This is a genomic window from Actinobaculum massiliense (assembly GCF_001457435.1).
Classification (GTDB): Bacteria; Actinomycetota; Actinomycetes; order Actinomycetales; family Actinomycetaceae; genus Actinobaculum; species Actinobaculum massiliense.
On the sequence record NZ_LN881716.1, the window covers coordinates 139,115 to 153,860 of the forward strand.

13 protein-coding genes are annotated in these 14,746 nt (G+C 61.5%); 9 read left to right on the top strand and 4 right to left on the bottom strand.

What is annotated here, in order from left to right:
• Positions 1 to 104 precede the first annotated feature (104 nt).
• The 5 genes from BN2664_RS00890 to BN2664_RS00910 are packed head-to-tail and all read left to right on the top strand — an operon-like array spanning position 105 to position 6,669.
• Positions 105 to 2,033, top strand: coding sequence for a choice-of-anchor M domain-containing protein (locus tag BN2664_RS00890; protein ID WP_007000333.1), 1,929 nt, complete (start codon positions 105 to 107; stop codon positions 2,031 to 2,033).
• Entirely contained in the window at positions 2,023 to 3,846 is a 1,824-nt protein-coding gene (locus BN2664_RS00895; RefSeq protein ID WP_007000334.1) for an anchored repeat ABC transporter, substrate-binding protein, read from the top strand. Before BN2664_RS00890 ends, BN2664_RS00895 begins: the two co-directional genes overlap by 11 nt.
• Positions 3,847 to 3,901: 55 nt before the next feature.
• A complete protein-coding gene (locus tag BN2664_RS00900) occupies positions 3,902 to 5,050 on the top strand; it encodes a choice-of-anchor M domain-containing protein (protein ID WP_007000335.1) in 1,149 nt (382 codons plus the stop codon).
• A 3-nt stretch (positions 5,051 to 5,053) separates the two neighbouring features.
• A complete protein-coding gene (locus tag BN2664_RS00905; protein ID WP_007000336.1) occupies positions 5,054 to 5,791 on the top strand; it encodes an anchored repeat-type ABC transporter ATP-binding subunit in 738 nt (245 codons plus the stop codon).
• The gene (locus BN2664_RS00910) at positions 5,788 to 6,669 is read left to right on the top strand and encodes an anchored repeat-type ABC transporter permease subunit (RefSeq protein WP_007000337.1); all 882 of its coding nucleotides are present in this window, start codon (positions 5,788 to 5,790) and stop codon (positions 6,667 to 6,669) included. The genes BN2664_RS00905 and BN2664_RS00910 overlap by 4 nt, the downstream gene beginning before the upstream one ends.
• Positions 6,670 to 6,690: 21 nt before the next feature.
• On the opposite strand, the gene dusB is transcribed toward BN2664_RS00910, so the two are convergent.
• Positions 6,691 to 7,914: a tRNA dihydrouridine synthase DusB gene (dusB, locus tag BN2664_RS00915; protein WP_007000338.1), complete on the bottom strand. Its 1,224-nt coding sequence runs from the start codon at positions 7,912 to 7,914 to the stop codon at positions 6,691 to 6,693.
• A gap of 133 nt (positions 7,915 to 8,047) precedes the next feature.
• Between dusB and BN2664_RS00920 the strand changes: the two genes are divergently transcribed.
• Complete coding sequence (locus tag BN2664_RS00920) at positions 8,048 to 8,482, top strand: PRC-barrel domain-containing protein (RefSeq protein WP_007000339.1); 435 nt, start codon at positions 8,048 to 8,050, stop codon at positions 8,480 to 8,482.
• Here BN2664_RS00920 and BN2664_RS00925 read toward each other — a convergent pair.
• Positions 8,383 to 9,735: a YibE/F family protein gene (locus BN2664_RS00925; RefSeq protein WP_007000340.1), complete on the bottom strand. Its 1,353-nt coding sequence runs from the start codon at positions 9,733 to 9,735 to the stop codon at positions 8,383 to 8,385. The two genes, BN2664_RS00920 and BN2664_RS00925, sit on opposite strands and share 100 nt — an antisense overlap.
• A complete protein-coding gene (locus BN2664_RS00930) occupies positions 9,735 to 11,132 on the bottom strand; it encodes a glycine--tRNA ligase (protein WP_007000341.1) in 1,398 nt (465 codons plus the stop codon). The genes BN2664_RS00925 and BN2664_RS00930 overlap by 1 nt, the downstream gene beginning before the upstream one ends.
• A 105-nt stretch (positions 11,133 to 11,237) precedes the next feature.
• Between BN2664_RS00930 and BN2664_RS00935 the strand changes: the two genes are divergently transcribed.
• From BN2664_RS00935 to BN2664_RS00945, 3 genes are all read left to right on the top strand, one after another.
• The gene (locus BN2664_RS00935; protein ID WP_007000342.1) at positions 11,238 to 12,206 is read left to right on the top strand and encodes a metal ABC transporter substrate-binding protein; all 969 of its coding nucleotides are present in this window, start codon (positions 11,238 to 11,240) and stop codon (positions 12,204 to 12,206) included.
• A 93-nt stretch (positions 12,207 to 12,299) separates the two neighbouring features.
• Positions 12,300 to 12,716, top strand: a complete 417-nt coding sequence (locus BN2664_RS00940) for a Fur family transcriptional regulator (RefSeq protein WP_007000343.1) — start codon at positions 12,300 to 12,302, stop codon at positions 12,714 to 12,716.
• A 5-nt stretch (positions 12,717 to 12,721) separates the two neighbouring features.
• Positions 12,722 to 12,949, top strand: a complete 228-nt coding sequence (locus BN2664_RS00945; RefSeq protein WP_007000344.1) for an RNA-binding S4 domain-containing protein — start codon at positions 12,722 to 12,724, stop codon at positions 12,947 to 12,949.
• A gap of 122 nt (positions 12,950 to 13,071) precedes the next feature.
• Here BN2664_RS00945 and BN2664_RS00950 read toward each other — a convergent pair whose 3' ends face one another.
• Positions 13,072 to 14,694, bottom strand: a complete 1,623-nt coding sequence (locus tag BN2664_RS00950) for a proteasome accessory factor PafA2 family protein (RefSeq protein WP_007000345.1) — start codon at positions 14,692 to 14,694, stop codon at positions 13,072 to 13,074.
• Positions 14,695 to 14,746 lie beyond the last annotated feature (52 nt).

Sequence of the window (14,746 nt, forward strand, 5' to 3'; positions counted from 1 at the left end):
ACAATGAGAATCGTTACCATTAGGCTGTGGAAACAGCCGAGCGACGCGCTTTTCGCGTACCGCTCGCTTCTTCTCTATAGTGACTCAATTTAGAAAGCTCAAGAATGCGTTCTCACTTCAGGCGGCGCGCACGCCTCGGACTAGCAAGCCTCCTCGCGCTGACAACCGGTGCCCTGTGGTCTGCGGCGCCGGCCATGGCTGCCGACTCTTCGGCCAGCGGCGTTTATACTCCGGCGACCTGCGCGAACACTGTTCGCAATACCACCGTTCTAACGCAGGGGCACGTGGACGCCTTCACCCCGGTGAAAAACGGTGACGGAATCTCGTTGGTTATGGCCGAGGACGTCTCCCAACCCGGAAAGCACACCTTCCGTAATCCTAATTACGTGATCCTCGGGGTCAAAGATTCGGCCCTCCAGCAGGAAACGGCCAAGATTCCCGGCCTGGAAACAGCCGGCTATTTCCTTCCTATGACGCAGGGCGCAGATTTGATCTGGCCCGGTTGGGACTCGGATGATCTCAAGTCCGATTTTGACGTCAAAGCAGTTCGCTACGTTTTTGACGCAATCGAGGGGCCGGGAACCATGTTTGCTTTCACCCAAGACGGTTTGGCGGGCCTCGCGGCGCGTGCGACGAACGGGAAGATGGCACTAGCCAGCGGATCCGTAATCGAGCAGAACACCGCGGCTCACGAACACGTCAATTGGCTCTTCTCCACTCTCGGAACCTACGCCGTGACGGTTCATGCTGAGCTGGACACCAAGGACGGCAAGACCTTCCGCTCCGAGCAGGCGGTCTACCGCTGGGCGGTGGGCGCCGCCGCAATCGACTCGGCCAAAAAGACGGCTGACACTGAATCAGCAGCGCGCTGCGCCGACGGCGGCAATGGTTCCACTGATAAGCCGTCTGGCGATCAGACGCCCGGTGATAAGCAATCCAAGGGCACCGAAAACTCCGGTAGCCAAGGAAACAAGAACTCGGGTGGCGATAGCAACGGTCAAAGCAACACCCAGGGCGGCAACGGCGACCTTGACGGCGCTCTAAAGAACGTGCTTGGTCTGGGTGGATCACCCGCCGCGCCGGCAGCGGGCGGCTCTTCGCCAGTAGCGCCCGGATCGAACTCGCAAGCGACCTCTCAGCAATGCCTGCCGACTCCCGTAAAGACGGAGATTTCCAAGGAAGAAGCCGAGCAGGCCCGCCAAGGCGGAGGGGCGCAGGCTGGCGGCCAGCAGGGCGCAAGCGCGCTGGGTAGCCACACCATTGCAGCGAATACGCATGTGCACCCCAACTGGGTCTTTACCGCACCGGGCGAATACAAGGTCAACCTCACCGCCACTGCAACTCTGAAGGATGGATCAAAGGTTTCAGCGCCCACCACTTTGACTTTCAATGTGGGCGGGGCCGGCAATGCTGACGACGGCCACTTTGACCTGGGTGCGACGATCGAGAACGGGAAGCTTGTCCCGCTTATCAAGGACGATCGCAAGTCCCCCTCTCAGTGGGTACCGGCAAATTCCCTCACTTTCGGCGTGGGAGCTGCCGCGAAGGCGAAGGCTCCGGCTGGTCTGGAGTTCATTGCACCCGAAGGCACGGAGATCTACACGATTTCTTCTACCCAGGTTCCGGGCGTTCCCTGGCTGGGCATGAATACGATGCACCCCGATTTTCTGGCAAATACCAGCGGCGAGCTCACCTGGACGCTAAACTCCATATCCGGACCGGGAAGCCTCGGGGTCTTCACCTCGGGTAACCTGGGCCAGGTGGTTGGCGAACGCTGGTTCGGTGGGGTCGCGGGTTCCGCCCAGACGCCTACCGCCACGATTTCTGAAGAAAACGGCAAGTATTATCGCACGACCGTCGAGGGCCGCACGCCCGCAGGCGAGCCTTGCGATCTGAGCGCGAGCGGAAATCTGTCTCACTCGGGTGCAAATACGGTGCCAATGGCCGCTCTCGCCGGATTGTTCTTGGTAGCCGGCGCCGCGGCCGCACTAGCGGGAACTATTTCCCATCGCAAGGCGGCATATGCTTCGTAGCAAAAACGGCAATATAAGGCGGGACGTCCACGGCCGTCCCGCCGGCCTGCGCCGGGCAATTCTCGTTGCTCTGCTGGCCGGCGCAACGGTGCTTTCCGGGTGCTCGCGCGCGGCCGAGCCAAATGAAACCGGCGCGGTGAAGGTAGCGGCCTCGACGCCGATTATTGCCGACCTGGTGCAAAACGTTGCCGGGGATCGCACGGAAGTGACTTCCCTGGTTCCGTTTGGCGCCGATCCTCATACGTACGAGCCCTCGCTGGCCGCGCTCAAGAACGTTGCGCGCGCCGATGTGGTGTTCTCCAACGGGCTTCTTTTGGAAGACCAGGCGCTCACCACCACGATCAACGCTAATTTGCCACAGGGAACAGGCAATATCGAGCTCGGCGAAAAGTCGGTGGCCTACGGCGCGCGGCATATCGCGCTGGTGGAAGATGCATCCCTGGCGACGGTGTGGCTCGGTTTCCGAGTTGAAGACGACGCCGCCCAAGACGCCGATCAGCGCGATCCCAACGCCACGGTCACCATGGAGGCGACGGCGGAGGGCCCGGGAACTCTGTCTGCTTTTACCACCGGTACCTTCGGCCAACCCACCGCCTGGATCGTTTCCGGGCGGTCGGCTGAAGAAAACCAGGTAGAGCTCCCCCTCAACGCCCATACCCACATGTCGTGGGGTTTTTCGCAGGCCGGTATTTACACCGTCAATATCTCCGCCTACCTCAATCGCCCCGGAGCCGAACGGGAAAATCTCGGAAGTTCCACCATTACTTTTGCGGTCGGCGTCGACCCAACCGAAACCGGCAAAACGCGCCAGGTCAACTCCGGGCACGTGGATATCACCGCCCACACCTCCGGCGAGATCAATTTGCGCGGGGAGGTTGATTCAGAGCAGACCGCTGAGTGGGAGGCGGCCGAGAGCGTCGTCGTCGTGCCGCATAGCACCGCCACCACCGTTCCCGCCGATCCCTCCTGGGATTTCCTGGGGCATCCGGGCAGTCGAACGTGGGTGCTCGCCCAGGCGGTGGTGGGCCGGCACGTGCACGGCGACGTCGATCCGCATATGTGGCTCGATGTGGCGAATGCGGTGGCTTACGTGGAGGTTATTCGCGACGAGCTCACCCGGGTGGATCCCGCGGGAGGTGACGAATATGCCGCCAACGCGCAGGCCTACATTGACGAGCTTCGCCGCCTGGATGCGTGGGCGCGCCAAGTCACGGCTTCAATTCCGGAGCGTAACCGCAAGTTGGTGACCACCCATGACGGTTTTGGTTACCTTGCCGATGCCTACGGTCTGGAGGTGGCGGGTTTCGTGGCCCCCAACCCGACGGCGGAGCCCTCCGCTCAGGCGCTGGCAAATCTGACCCGGACTTTGATTGATTTAGGAGTTCCGGCCGTCTTTAGTGAGCCCGGCTCGAATGCCCATCACGGCGAGCTTGCCGCAGCGGCCGCGAGCGCGAATTCGCGGGTATGCGAACTTGTCTCCGATACGCTCACCGATTCGGCACCGAACTACGTGCAGATGGTGAAGAACAATATCGGCACCCTAAAAGATTGCCTGGATCCTTCCGCGCTTCCCGCCTGGGATCCGGATTTCGCTCTGGCGAACCTTCCGAGCGGGGAGCGGGCGCCGATCCAGCCCAGTGATCTCGCCGCTGGCGGCGATGAACATGCCGGCCACAGCCATTCGCATAGCCACTCCCATGCGCACTCGCACGAGGGCGAAGAGGGCGCCGTCGTCCACCAGCACGAGAGCAACGCCGACCACGAAAGCGACCACGACGCCGACCACGCTGGCGAGGCCGAACATAACCATTAGCGCCGGCCCGTCTACAAGAACTTTGCACTTCAGAAAATCCTTCAAAGGAACCGAAATGAAACAACGACTTACTTCCCTTCTCGGTGCCGTGGCGCTTGCCGCGGCGTCACTGCTAACCCCGGCCGCGCCGGCCTGGGCGGACGGGGAAAACGGCGCCGCCGATCCCGCCCTCACCCAGACCGTCACCGATACTGAGGAGGTGGCTCCGGAGGGAACGCCCGCCGAAATTTCCGAGCACCACGCGGACCTCGGCCCGCGTTTGCGGGATGGAAAGTGGGAGCTGATGGTGCGCGATGATTCCGGCGATAAGCCGGTGTGGCGCCACCTTGACGACGTCGTCTTCCGAGTGCATGACGCCGCCAAAATGGAGGTTCCCACTAGCGCGGATTATTCCTTCATCAACGCAAAATCCCAGGCGTGGGTGATCCCCCAGCAGGAAATCCCCGGCGTGGTATGGCTGGGCTGGAACACGCAGGACCCCGGCGTCGTCGGCGCCGTCAATGGCCAGGTCAGCCTGGTGTACGGCGGATTCCAGGGGGCGGGCGGCTTCAACTTGTTTGTGCAGGCCGGAAACTTCGCCGGCCCCACCGAGCTGTGGAACTCCGCGATCGCGACTTCCCAACCCATGAACGTGGATTTGAATACGCACACCCACGCCAACTGGATTTTTGCCGAGTCCGGCGTCGCGCTGTTACGAGTTACCGCCTCCGCTACGCTCACCGACGGATCCGTGGTCGAAGATACGCGGATCCTTCGATTCGCGGTGGGCGAGGAGACCAGCACCGAGGAGGCCCGTGCCGCCAGCTGGGCCGGCGATAGCGAAAACGCCGACCCCTCCGCCCAGGCCACAGATGCCGCCGGATCGGGTACCGCTACCCCGGCCCAGGGGTCGGCGAGCAATTCCCTCAGCCTCACCATCGCCGTTATTGCGCTCATCGTGGCCCTTGTGGTTCCGTTGGTGTACTGGCGTGTGCGGGCGCGGCGCCGCGGCACCATGAGCGAAGTCCTGGACTCGATTTCTACCGCGTCGGGCTCCGCGGGTGCCTCCGGGCAAGGCGCCGAGCGGTCCACCGAGGTAGCCGGTGGCCACGCGTCGCAAGCCGGCGAACAGGAATCCGACGCCCCAACCGGCGAACCGGAAACCGGAAGCCCGACCCACGGCTCAGAAAGCAGCGGCTCAGAGACCCGCGCGAAGGACGAATAGCTTATGAAACTCGATGTTGATCACCTGCACGTATCCCTGGGCGGGCGCGAGGTCCTCAGCGATGTGTCATTGCACGTTGCAGACGGGCAGTTCACCGGGCTCGTGGGGCCCAACGGCGCCGGAAAAACCACGCTGATGCGCGCAATTTTGGGGCTCATTCCCACCGCTTCGGGAAGTATTCTGCTTGACGGCGAACGCCCCCGCTCGGGTTCCATTGGCTATGTTCCGCAGATCTCGCTGACCGAGTGGAGCTACCCCATGAGCGTGCAGGAATTGGTGGCAACGTCATTCTCCGCCAAGATGCGTCCCTGGCGGCGGCTGGGAAAGGATGCCTGGCGGAAGGTGTATCAGGCGCTAGAAACCGTGGAGCTTCTCGGGTACCGCGAACGGCCAATTTCCGAGCTTTCGGGCGGGCAAAAACAACGCCTTATTGTGGCTCGCGCCCTAGCGACCGATCCGGCGGTGCTACTTCTCGATGAGCCTTTTACCGGCCTGGACTACCCTAATCAGGATTCGCTGGCGGAGCTTTTTGGCTCTCTGGCGGGTACCGGCCGAGCAATTTTGATGTCTTCCCACGATCTACCTCAGGCTATGGACGTGTGTACCGATTTGGTCATGCTCAACCGCACGGTGCGGGCTGCTGGCACCCCGGAGCAGCTTTCCGACCCGCGGCCCTGGATGGATACTTTCCAGGTGGGCGAAAATTCCTCTCTTCTGCGCGTCCTAGGAGTAAACCAGTGAACCTCTTTGATTTCTTCAACGATCTGACGAATCCCGTTCTCGCTTTCCTCCCCCGCGCTCTTTTGGTGGCGATGCTTTCCTCGCTGGTCTGCGGGGTGGTCGGAACCCACGTCGTCTTACGCGGAATGTCCTTTGTGGGCGACGCGCTTTCGCACGCGGTTTTCCCCGGCATCGCCATCGCCTTTGCCGTGCAGGGATCGATTATGGCAGGCGGCTTAGTAGCGGGCGCAATCGTCGCCCTGCTCATTGCGTTCGGCTCGCAAAATCGGAAACTTCGCGAAGATTCACTCATCGGCATCTTTATGGCCGCCAGCTTCGCGCTCGGCATTATTATCATGTCGCGCATTCCCGGCTACACCGGCTCCCTCGAATCTTTCCTCTTCGGCTCGCTAACCGGGGTCACGGATGGGCAGCTTTTGGTGGTTGCCGCAACCGGAGCGGTTATTCTCCTTCTCGTTGCCCTGATCCACCCGCAACTCGTGGCCTCCACGGTGGATCGCGATTACGCCCGCACGCTCGGTATTCGCCAAGGTCCCATCGACGCGATCCTCTACCTACTGGTTGCCGCAACGGTGGTGATCTCGGTGCAGTCCATCGGAAACATCCTGGTCCTCGCACTTTTGGTGACGCCGGCCGCCACGGCTCGGCTTCTCACCAATCGGCTTATTCCGATGATGCTTATCGCCCCCGCTCTCGGCTGTTTGAGCGCATTTATGGGCGTGTGGATCTCCTGGTCGTGGGACTGGCCGGCCGGAGCGTCGATCGTCATGGTGCTCCTGGCGGTTTTCGTTTGTGCCTGGGCGTTTTCCTCCGTCTTTGGGCGCCGGCTTGTCCGACGCCGCCCGCGCGAACTCGCGCGGGCGGAGGGCCGGGCCTAACCCGGCCCCGGCCAGAGAGGCCTAATCTTCAATTTCCCCGGCGCGCACCCGCGCCAACTGCGCACTATCCAAAGCCCGCGAGCTGAGCCATCCATCCGGCAAGGCAGCGGGCTTTTCGGACCCACCACGCCCGCGGCGCCCCGCCGCCGCATCCGGGAAGGGCTGGTCAGGATCGATTCCCGCCAAGATCTCCCGTAGCTCATCCAGGCTAGAAACTAGGGAAAGCGCCTGCCGGGCCCTACCACCCACCGCGTATCCGTGGGTGTAGTTGGCCATATGGCCGCGCATTTCCCGAATCGCGTAAAACTCATCGCCGTAGTGCGCGGTCAGCAACTGGGCATGGCGAATAATAGCCTGGGCAACCTGGCCGAAGTTCGGCCGCCGGCGCGCCTCGCTTCCGTGCATGGCAGCCGCGATGTCATAGAAGACCCACGGGCGCCCCTGCGCTCCGCGAGCGACGGCCACTCCGGCCACCCCGGTCTGTTCCATCATGGCTAGCGCTTCTTCCGCCTCGAAAACGTCTCCGTTACCAAAAACCGGCAGCTCCGTCATTTCCACCAGTTCGGCTAGCTTGCCCCAGTCCGCCTTAGCAGAGTAGCGCTGAGTGCAGGTGCGCGCGTGCATGGTCAGAGCCGCAATACCCGCATCCTCGGCGATTCGCACCAGGTCGCGGAAAGTTTCATGTTCGCCGTCGACCCCGATGCGGAATTTCGCGGTTACCGGAATGGTGAAGTCCCGATCTTGGCTCGCCTCGCGCGCGCCCGCCACCACTTCATTGAGTAACTCGCGTAGAAGATCGGTTTTCCACGGGAGCGCCGCTCCCCCGCCCTTGCGGGTCACCTTCGGCATCGGGCAGCCAAAGTTGAGGTCGATATGATCCACGCGGTTTTCGCCCACCAGCATTTCCACCGCGCGGCGAGTCATTTTCGGTGAGATTCCGTAAATCTGAATCGAGCGAACCGGGTCCCCCGGGTCTGCCTTAATCATCGTTAGGCTGGATTCGCGGCGCTCAACGAGGGCGCGCGAAGTAATCATTTCGCATACCCACAGCCCGGCCGGAGCGTAGGTACCCGGGATTGCTTCACGCGCGGCCAGCTGCTCGGCCGGATCCCAACCGGCTGCCCGCGCGCCGGCCTCCGCTTCTTCGCGTGCCATCTGGCGAAAAGCGGGATTGGTTACGCCCGCCATGGGTGCCAAGGCCACCGGCGTACCGACCGTGATATCGCCGATTTTCACTTCCCGCATATCCCTGCCGTTCCGTCTAGTCGTTGCCGTTTTCAAACCAAATTAGTATGCCACCTCCGGCCTCGGTTACCTGTGGCGGCGGTTACTGATAATCTTCCTTCTAGCCACATCGGCGTCTCGAGAAGGAGCAATCATGACCGAACATACCGGCAAGACCGTGCAAGATCTTTTCGATGCCACGGCCTTCGATAATGACGGCGCCAAATTAGGGACGGTTAGGGAAGTTTTTATCGACGACGCTACCCAGCGTCCCACCTTCGTGGAAGTCGCGCACGGCCTCTTCGGGCTCTCCTCAAGTCTGGTTCCCCTTCAGGGATCCCATCTTTCTGACGGGAAGCTGGAGCTGGCTTTCGCGAAAGATGCCATTAAGGACGCGCCGGACTTCGATGCGGAGGCGGGCCTGACCGATGAGGAGCAAAAGCGGATCCTCGAGCACTACATTCTTACCGACGTGGCTGGGGGCGACGTTTACGAGGTTTCCGAGGGAGAATCTGAGCCAGAAAGCGGAGCTGATCCGGAAGCGGAAGGCGACGGCGAGGTACGTCCGGAAGACGCCGCTACCGAATAAGAAGCTGGAGCAACCGGTGCCAGTAGCGCCGCAATGAGCGTGGTGGCGGGAATCGCCAAAATCAGGCCAATTGAAGCCGCTAGGGTGCGGGTTATCTCCTCGGCAATTTGCTCCACCTGCAAAAGGTCAAGGAAAGGCCGATCGTAGAGCGAGGCCAAAATAAGCAACGGAAGCGCGCTTCCCACATAGGCGAAAGCCAGGGTGTAGACAGTGGAAGCAATATGGTCGCGTCCAATGGCCATGCCGCGGCTAAAAAGCCTGCGGCGAGGCGTTGTTGGGCTTTCACCATGCAACTCCCAAATAGTGGAAACCTGGGTAATCGTCACGTCATTAAGCGCCCCAAGCCCGGCCAGTACCATTCCGCACAAGAGCAGAGAGCTCATATTCAAGCCGCCCAGGCTCCAGGACAATTGCGCACCCTCATCGCCGGTGGCCCCGGTCAAGTTCTGCGCCCCCACCGCCCACGCCGCAATAGCGGAGGTAATGACGAGTCCAAACGCGGTTCCGAGCACCGCCGTCGTCGTACGAATTGAGACCCCGTGCGCCAGGTAAATGGACAGAAACATCATCGCGCCCCCGCCGGCTAACACCACTGGGAAGGCGGGCTGGCCGGCCGCGAGCGCGGGAATCATAAAACTACCCACCACTACGAGCGACGTTGCCAGGCCCAGGAGCGACATGAAGCCTTTGCGCCCGGCAACGGCAAGAATAGCCAGCACGTACAGACCCGCCAGCCACAGCATCGCCGGTCCGCGCTCAAAATCAACGAATACGTACCCCACCCCGGAATCGAGCATTTCCGGGGTAAACCGGGCCTTCACGGTATCGCCCGCGGAAAGACCCGAGGCCACAATTTCGGCGGGTACGTGAAGGGGCACCTTCGCCTCGCGCGCGCCTCGGCCGGCACCGCTATTCGCGGTCTCACCCCTACTCGCCGTCTCGCCATTTTCCGCGCCGCCACCCGCGCGCGCCGAGCGGCTATCCGTGGCGCCAGCCGGCACCTCCACCATCATGGTGACATCGGTTTGCCCAAGGGCGTCGGTTTCCCCCACGCTGGCAATACGGCCGGTCACCAGCTGAGATTTAGCATCATTGAGCGGGATCGACCCCACCGGGCTGCCCCCGCGCGGCCAGAACACCACCAGAGCAATAACCGTGAGCACGGCGAGGGGAATAACGATCGCGGCCAGCGCCCCCGCGATTCTTCTTCGAGACTGCGCGGGAAGGCGCTGGCCGCTAGCGTGCTTATGCATTAGGCTCCGATGAGCTTTCCAGCCAAGTAGGGCTCGACCTCATCGATCGGAATACGAACCTGCTCCATGGTGTCGCGATCGCGAATGGTGACCGCATGGTCCTCCAGCGAATCGAAATCAACCGTCACGCAGTAGGGCGTGCCAATCTCATCCTGGCGGCGGTAACGCCGGCCCACGGCACCCGAATCGTCGAAGTCCACGTTCCAGTGCTTGCGGAGCTTATCGGCGAGTTCCTTGGCCAGCGGCGTGAGGTTCTCATTGCGCGAGAGCGGGAGCACCGCGGCCTTAACCGGAGCCAGGCGCGGGTCGAGCTTCAAAACGGTGCGCTTATCCACCCCGCCCTTGGTATTGGGCGCCTCATCCTCGCAGTAGGCGGAGACGAGGAAGGCCATCAGCGAGCGGGTCAGGCCAGCTGAAGGCTCAATAACGTAAGGCACGTAGCGCTCATTGTTCTTCTGGTCGAAGAAGCTGAGGTCCTTGCCCGAGTGCTCAATGTGGGTGGAAAGGTCGAAGTCGGTGCGGTTGGCAATACCTTCCAGCTCGCCCCATTCACCGCCCTGGAAACCGAAGCGGTATTCGATATCAACCGTGCGCTTGGAGTAGTGCGAAAGCTTTTCCTTCGGGTGCTCGTACAGGCGCAGATCCTCGGCGGGGATTCCGAGATCCTTGTACCAGGCCAGACGCTGATCAATCCAGTACTGGTGCCACTCTTCGTCCTCTCCCGGCTTGACGAAGAACTCGAGCTCCATTTGCTCGAATTCGCGGGTACGGAAAATGAAGTTTCCGGGGGTGATTTCGTTGCGGAAAGACTTTCCGGTTTGGCCAATGCCGAACGGCGGCTTCATACGAGCGGTCTGCTGCACATTAGCGAAGTTGGTGAAAATCCCCTGCGCGGTTTCCGGGCGCAGGTAGTGAACAGCGTTTTCGTCCTGCACCGGGCCGAGGAAGGTCTTGAGCATCATATTGAAGTCACGCGGCTCGGTCCATTGGCCGCTAACCCCGCAATTGGGGCACTGCAGTTCGCCCAGTTCGATGGAATCCGGGTCCTCCACGCCCTTCTTTTCCGCCTGTTGCTCTTGCAGTTCATCCATGCGGAAACGCTTGTGACAGTTCAGGCACTCAATGAGCGGATCGTTAAAGACGCCCACGTGGCCGGAAGCCACCCACACGTCCTTGGGCAAAATAATCGCGGAGTCAATTCCTACGACGTCTCCCCGGCCCTGCACAATGGTCTTCCACCACTGACGCTTGATGTTCTCTTTGAGTTCGGTCCCGAGTGGGCCGTAATCCCAGGCGGAGCGGGATCCTCCGTAGATTTCTCCGGACTGGAATACGAAGCCTCGCCGCTTGGCGAGATTGATGACGTTGTCGAGACGGGTAGGGGCTTGCTTGGCCACTATCTTTTCCTTTCTTCCCGCGCATCCGGCTGATGCGCGCGCGACCATTGTACGTGGCTTCCACCCGGTGGAGAATCTTTGACAACATAAAGTGGCCTGGGCACTATGGAAAGCGTGCAAAAACCACATCGTTTTCTGATTGTTTTGTGTTGCGTAGCTCTCGGATGTGGGGCGTGCTCCCCCGGGTCCACCTCGGGGTCGCCTTCCGCGGCGGGATCCTCGGGTGTTTCGACGACGCCGCAGCAGGAGCCACGCATTAAAGCGGTCGCTTCGGTTTACCCCATCGCGTGGCTTATCGACCAGATTGGCGGGGAAAAGGTCGAGGCCAGCGTGCTAACTCCGCAGGGTGCTGAACCCTGGGGTTACACCTATTCGGAGGCCGATCTTGGCGCCTTGAACGGTGCCGATGTGCTCTTCTATGTGGCTGGTTTCCAACCCAGCCTCGACGCCGCCGTCGGGCAACTCTCGGCACCGAGCGTTAACCTGGAAGAATCGGCCAAATTGGTCCATCACCGCGGCTTGGCATCCAATCATGGAGACGAATCGAGCGAGGCCGGCCGCCAGCTCGATCCCTACTTCTGGCAAGATCCGGTCCGTTTCTCCCTGGTCGCGGAAGAGATTTCTCAGTCTCTGACGAATATGGACCCGGAAAATAGCTCCCTATATGCCCAGAATTTAGCTCAGCTCAAAACCGCTCTGGAGGGACTCGATACGGAATTTTCCCAAGGCTTGAGCCAGTGCGCCTCGCACGCCGTCGTCAGTTACCGCGCCGCCTACGCCTACCTCACCGACCGTTATCACCTCAACCAGGTGGCGGTGCGGGGAATTGACCCGAGCATTGACCCGACCCAGAAAGACCTGCGTATGGTGAAACTGGGAATCGCGGAGGGCCGGCCCAAGGCAATTTTCGATGAGGCAGGGAAATCAAACCCAGTGATGACGGATTTGGCGGGGCAAACCGGTACCCAGCTTGCTAGCCTCGATACCATCACTTCGGAGCCGGCTATGGCCGACTATCTGGCGGCGATGCGAGCCAATCTGGAATCTCTGCGCGGCGGGCTCGGGTGTGTTTGAGCCCCACCCGTCCCTCTAGAATAAGGTCAGTATTAGAGCTCGACGCGGTTCTCACCGCTCGGCTATGGAAAAGCATCAGCTAAGGAGTACATCATGAACGCGCCCAAGCAACGCGTGACCGCGCAGCGGAAGGCGATTGCGGCCGCAATGGCCGGGATCGACGAGTTTATTTCCGCGCAGGAACTGCATGAGCGCTTGACCCGCGACAAAACGAAAATTGGTCTTGCCACGGTGTATCGCACCCTGCAGGCAATGGCCGACGACGGCGACCTCGATACCATCGTCGAAGATGGCCAAACGCTTTATCGAGAATGCGCCACCTCGGCCCACCACCATCACCTGGTGTGCCGCGAGTGCGGGAAAACTGTAGAAATCATGCCTCCCGATATGGAGGATTGGTTCGCCTCGATTGCCGTGCAATCCGGATTCTCCAAAGTGGAGCATACCCTCGAGCTCATGGGTCTGTGCGCGGAGTGCGGAGCGGCGGCCGAGAGCTCGCGAGAGGATTAGAGTCTATGGATTTGCCGGAAATTGAGGTTTCGCTGCCAATCAAACTCGGCCAATTCGTCAAGCTCGCCTCGCTTGCCGAATCCGGAGCCCAGGCGCGCGAGCTTATCCAAGACGGTTGCATTAAGGTCAACGGCGAAGAGGAAACCCGCCGCGGATATCAGCTTTCGGCCGGTGACGTCGTCGAACTCGATGTGCCCGGTACCCGCCTCGCGGTGCGAGTGGCGGCGCTGTAGACCCCTGCCGCGCATTCCGCAAGCGGCGTTCCCCAGGCAACTTTCGCACACCTCTCAGAGCATCTTTCGCGTAGCTCTAAGCGCACCTTTAGCGCAACTCTAAGCGCACCTTTAGCGTAGCTTTAGGCGCGCAAAAAGCTCTCAAGCTGCTCGCTGGTCGACTGCAGAGGGTCGGGTAGTTCCAGACGCCAGGGCGGCTCGAGAGCGCGCAAAACCTGCCACCCCGCCCGCGCCGGGACGGCCCGGCGATTCATTTCCTGGACGAATCTCCCGCGCAGCCGCGCCCGGCTCGCAGGAGCGTCCGTCAAAGCTTGAATCACCGCCGCCTCGGGCGCCACTCTCCCCATCATTCCGGCCTCGCGGAAGCGGTAGGCAAGCCCGGTTTTTCGATCCACGTCATGGTAGGCAAGTTGAATTCGCATGACCTTGCTCTCTGACCAGTCACCGTGGGAGGAATCCACCGCTGCGCGCAAGAGTTGCCATTTTCCTACCCAGTCAATCTCGCTGGCTACCGCGGCCTCGTTACGTCCCCGCAAGGCATCAATTGCCCGGGTTGCGATCTCCAGATCCTCGCCGATACCGCGGCTACGGGCGCGCGAAATAACTTCTTCCTGCAAATCCAGGGCGCACATTCGCCGCCCGTCGGCCAGGCGTAGAGGAACAAAAATCCCCTCCGGCCCACGCGCCGAGATTTCGTGGAGCGCCAAGATAGGATGTTCCAGCGCAAGATCATCCAGGCTCACGCCCTCATCGAGCAATTGCAAAGCGGCGCTAGTGAGCGCAAGCTTGAGCCGAGTGGTTGCTTCCGTGACGTTGGAATCAGCGAATACCAGTTGCAGGCGAGCGAAGCGTCTTTTTTCGGCGAGCGGCTCATCTCGCTCGGCAATGAGTGGCCGAGACTCCATCGTATTGGAGGAAACCTCGGTCTGGATGAATGGCGCCCGCGCCGAAAGCCGATAGCTCCACTCCCCGCGCGAGTTATGCGCCACCCAGCCGGCCCCGGTGAGCGCTAGCCGCGTAGCCAGAAAGCTATGGAATCCCGGGCCGATTTGAGGCAACAGGGAACGCGGAATCTGGTAGTTCTCGTGGCACCCCCACGCGTGTCCCTGCCCCAGGCCGTATCCGTCGGTGTTGTTCTTGAGCACGTAAAGGCGAATCCCGCGCTCCCGCAGACGCTCGTTGGCGCTCTCGGCCAATAAACGCATAATCTCCTCGCCGGCGCGGTCGGCGACCACTGCCTCGCGCGCCCGCGCGCATTCCGGACTCGCGTACTCGGGGTGCTCCCCCACATCTACGTAAAGGCGCGCACCGTTTTCTAAAAACACATCACGCGGGCCCCAGCCGGCTATGCCATCACTGGGAAGGGCGCGCAGTAGCGGATCTTCCGTGCCAACTTCGCCTCCCGCATTCTCGCGCGAGGCGCGGCAACGCTGGGCGCTCACTTTTATCGGTGCAAATAATTCATCGACAGAGCGATCCGGGCTCAGAGGCGGTTTGGCCTCGCCCCGCAAACCGCGTACCGGCTCAGCACCCACCCGCATCGCGACCAGGGCATATTCGGTTTCAATCCCGTAGGCACTCACCGGCCCGCCCTCGCCCGGTTCGTCCTCTCGGCGGGATCCGCCCGGCTCGGTTTGCCCGGCTTCGCCTTGCCCCGCCTCATCACCACGGCGCGAGAATATTCTCCCCCACAGCCCGCTTCGCCGCGGGGGCGCCACCACAGGATTCGCCGTCGTCCTCGCCATCGTTACACCCACCTAAAAGACCTTAGTTGCCCGGTCTCGCCGCCGTCCATCT

Bases quoted from the DNA above. Each gene is read 5' to 3' on its own strand.
- BN2664_RS00890 (WP_007000333.1), top strand. From the start codon at position 105: ATGCGTTCTCACTTCAGGCGGCGCGCACGCCTCGGACTAGCAAGCCTC.
- BN2664_RS00945 (WP_007000344.1), top strand. From the start codon at position 12,722: ATGGATTTGCCGGAAATTGAGGTTTCGCTGCCAATCAAACTCGGCCAA.
- BN2664_RS00920 (WP_007000339.1), top strand. From the start codon at position 8,048: ATGACCGAACATACCGGCAAGACCGTGCAAGATCTTTTCGATGCCACG.
- BN2664_RS00925 (WP_007000340.1), bottom strand. From the start codon at position 9,735: ATGCATAAGCACGCTAGCGGCCAGCGCCTTCCCGCGCAGTCTCGAAGA.
- BN2664_RS00950 (WP_007000345.1), bottom strand. From the start codon at position 14,694: ATGGCGAGGACGACGGCGAATCCTGTGGTGGCGCCCCCGCGGCGAAGC.
- BN2664_RS00940 (WP_007000343.1), top strand. From the start codon at position 12,300: ATGAACGCGCCCAAGCAACGCGTGACCGCGCAGCGGAAGGCGATTGCG.
- BN2664_RS00895 (WP_007000334.1), top strand. From the start codon at position 2,023: ATGCTTCGTAGCAAAAACGGCAATATAAGGCGGGACGTCCACGGCCGT.
- BN2664_RS00900 (WP_007000335.1), top strand. From the start codon at position 3,902: ATGAAACAACGACTTACTTCCCTTCTCGGTGCCGTGGCGCTTGCCGCG.
- dusB (WP_007000338.1), bottom strand. From the start codon at position 7,914: ATGCGGGAAGTGAAAATCGGCGATATCACGGTCGGTACGCCGGTGGCC.
- BN2664_RS00935 (WP_007000342.1), top strand. From the start codon at position 11,238: ATGGAAAGCGTGCAAAAACCACATCGTTTTCTGATTGTTTTGTGTTGC.
- BN2664_RS00905 (WP_007000336.1), top strand. From the start codon at position 5,054: ATGAAACTCGATGTTGATCACCTGCACGTATCCCTGGGCGGGCGCGAG.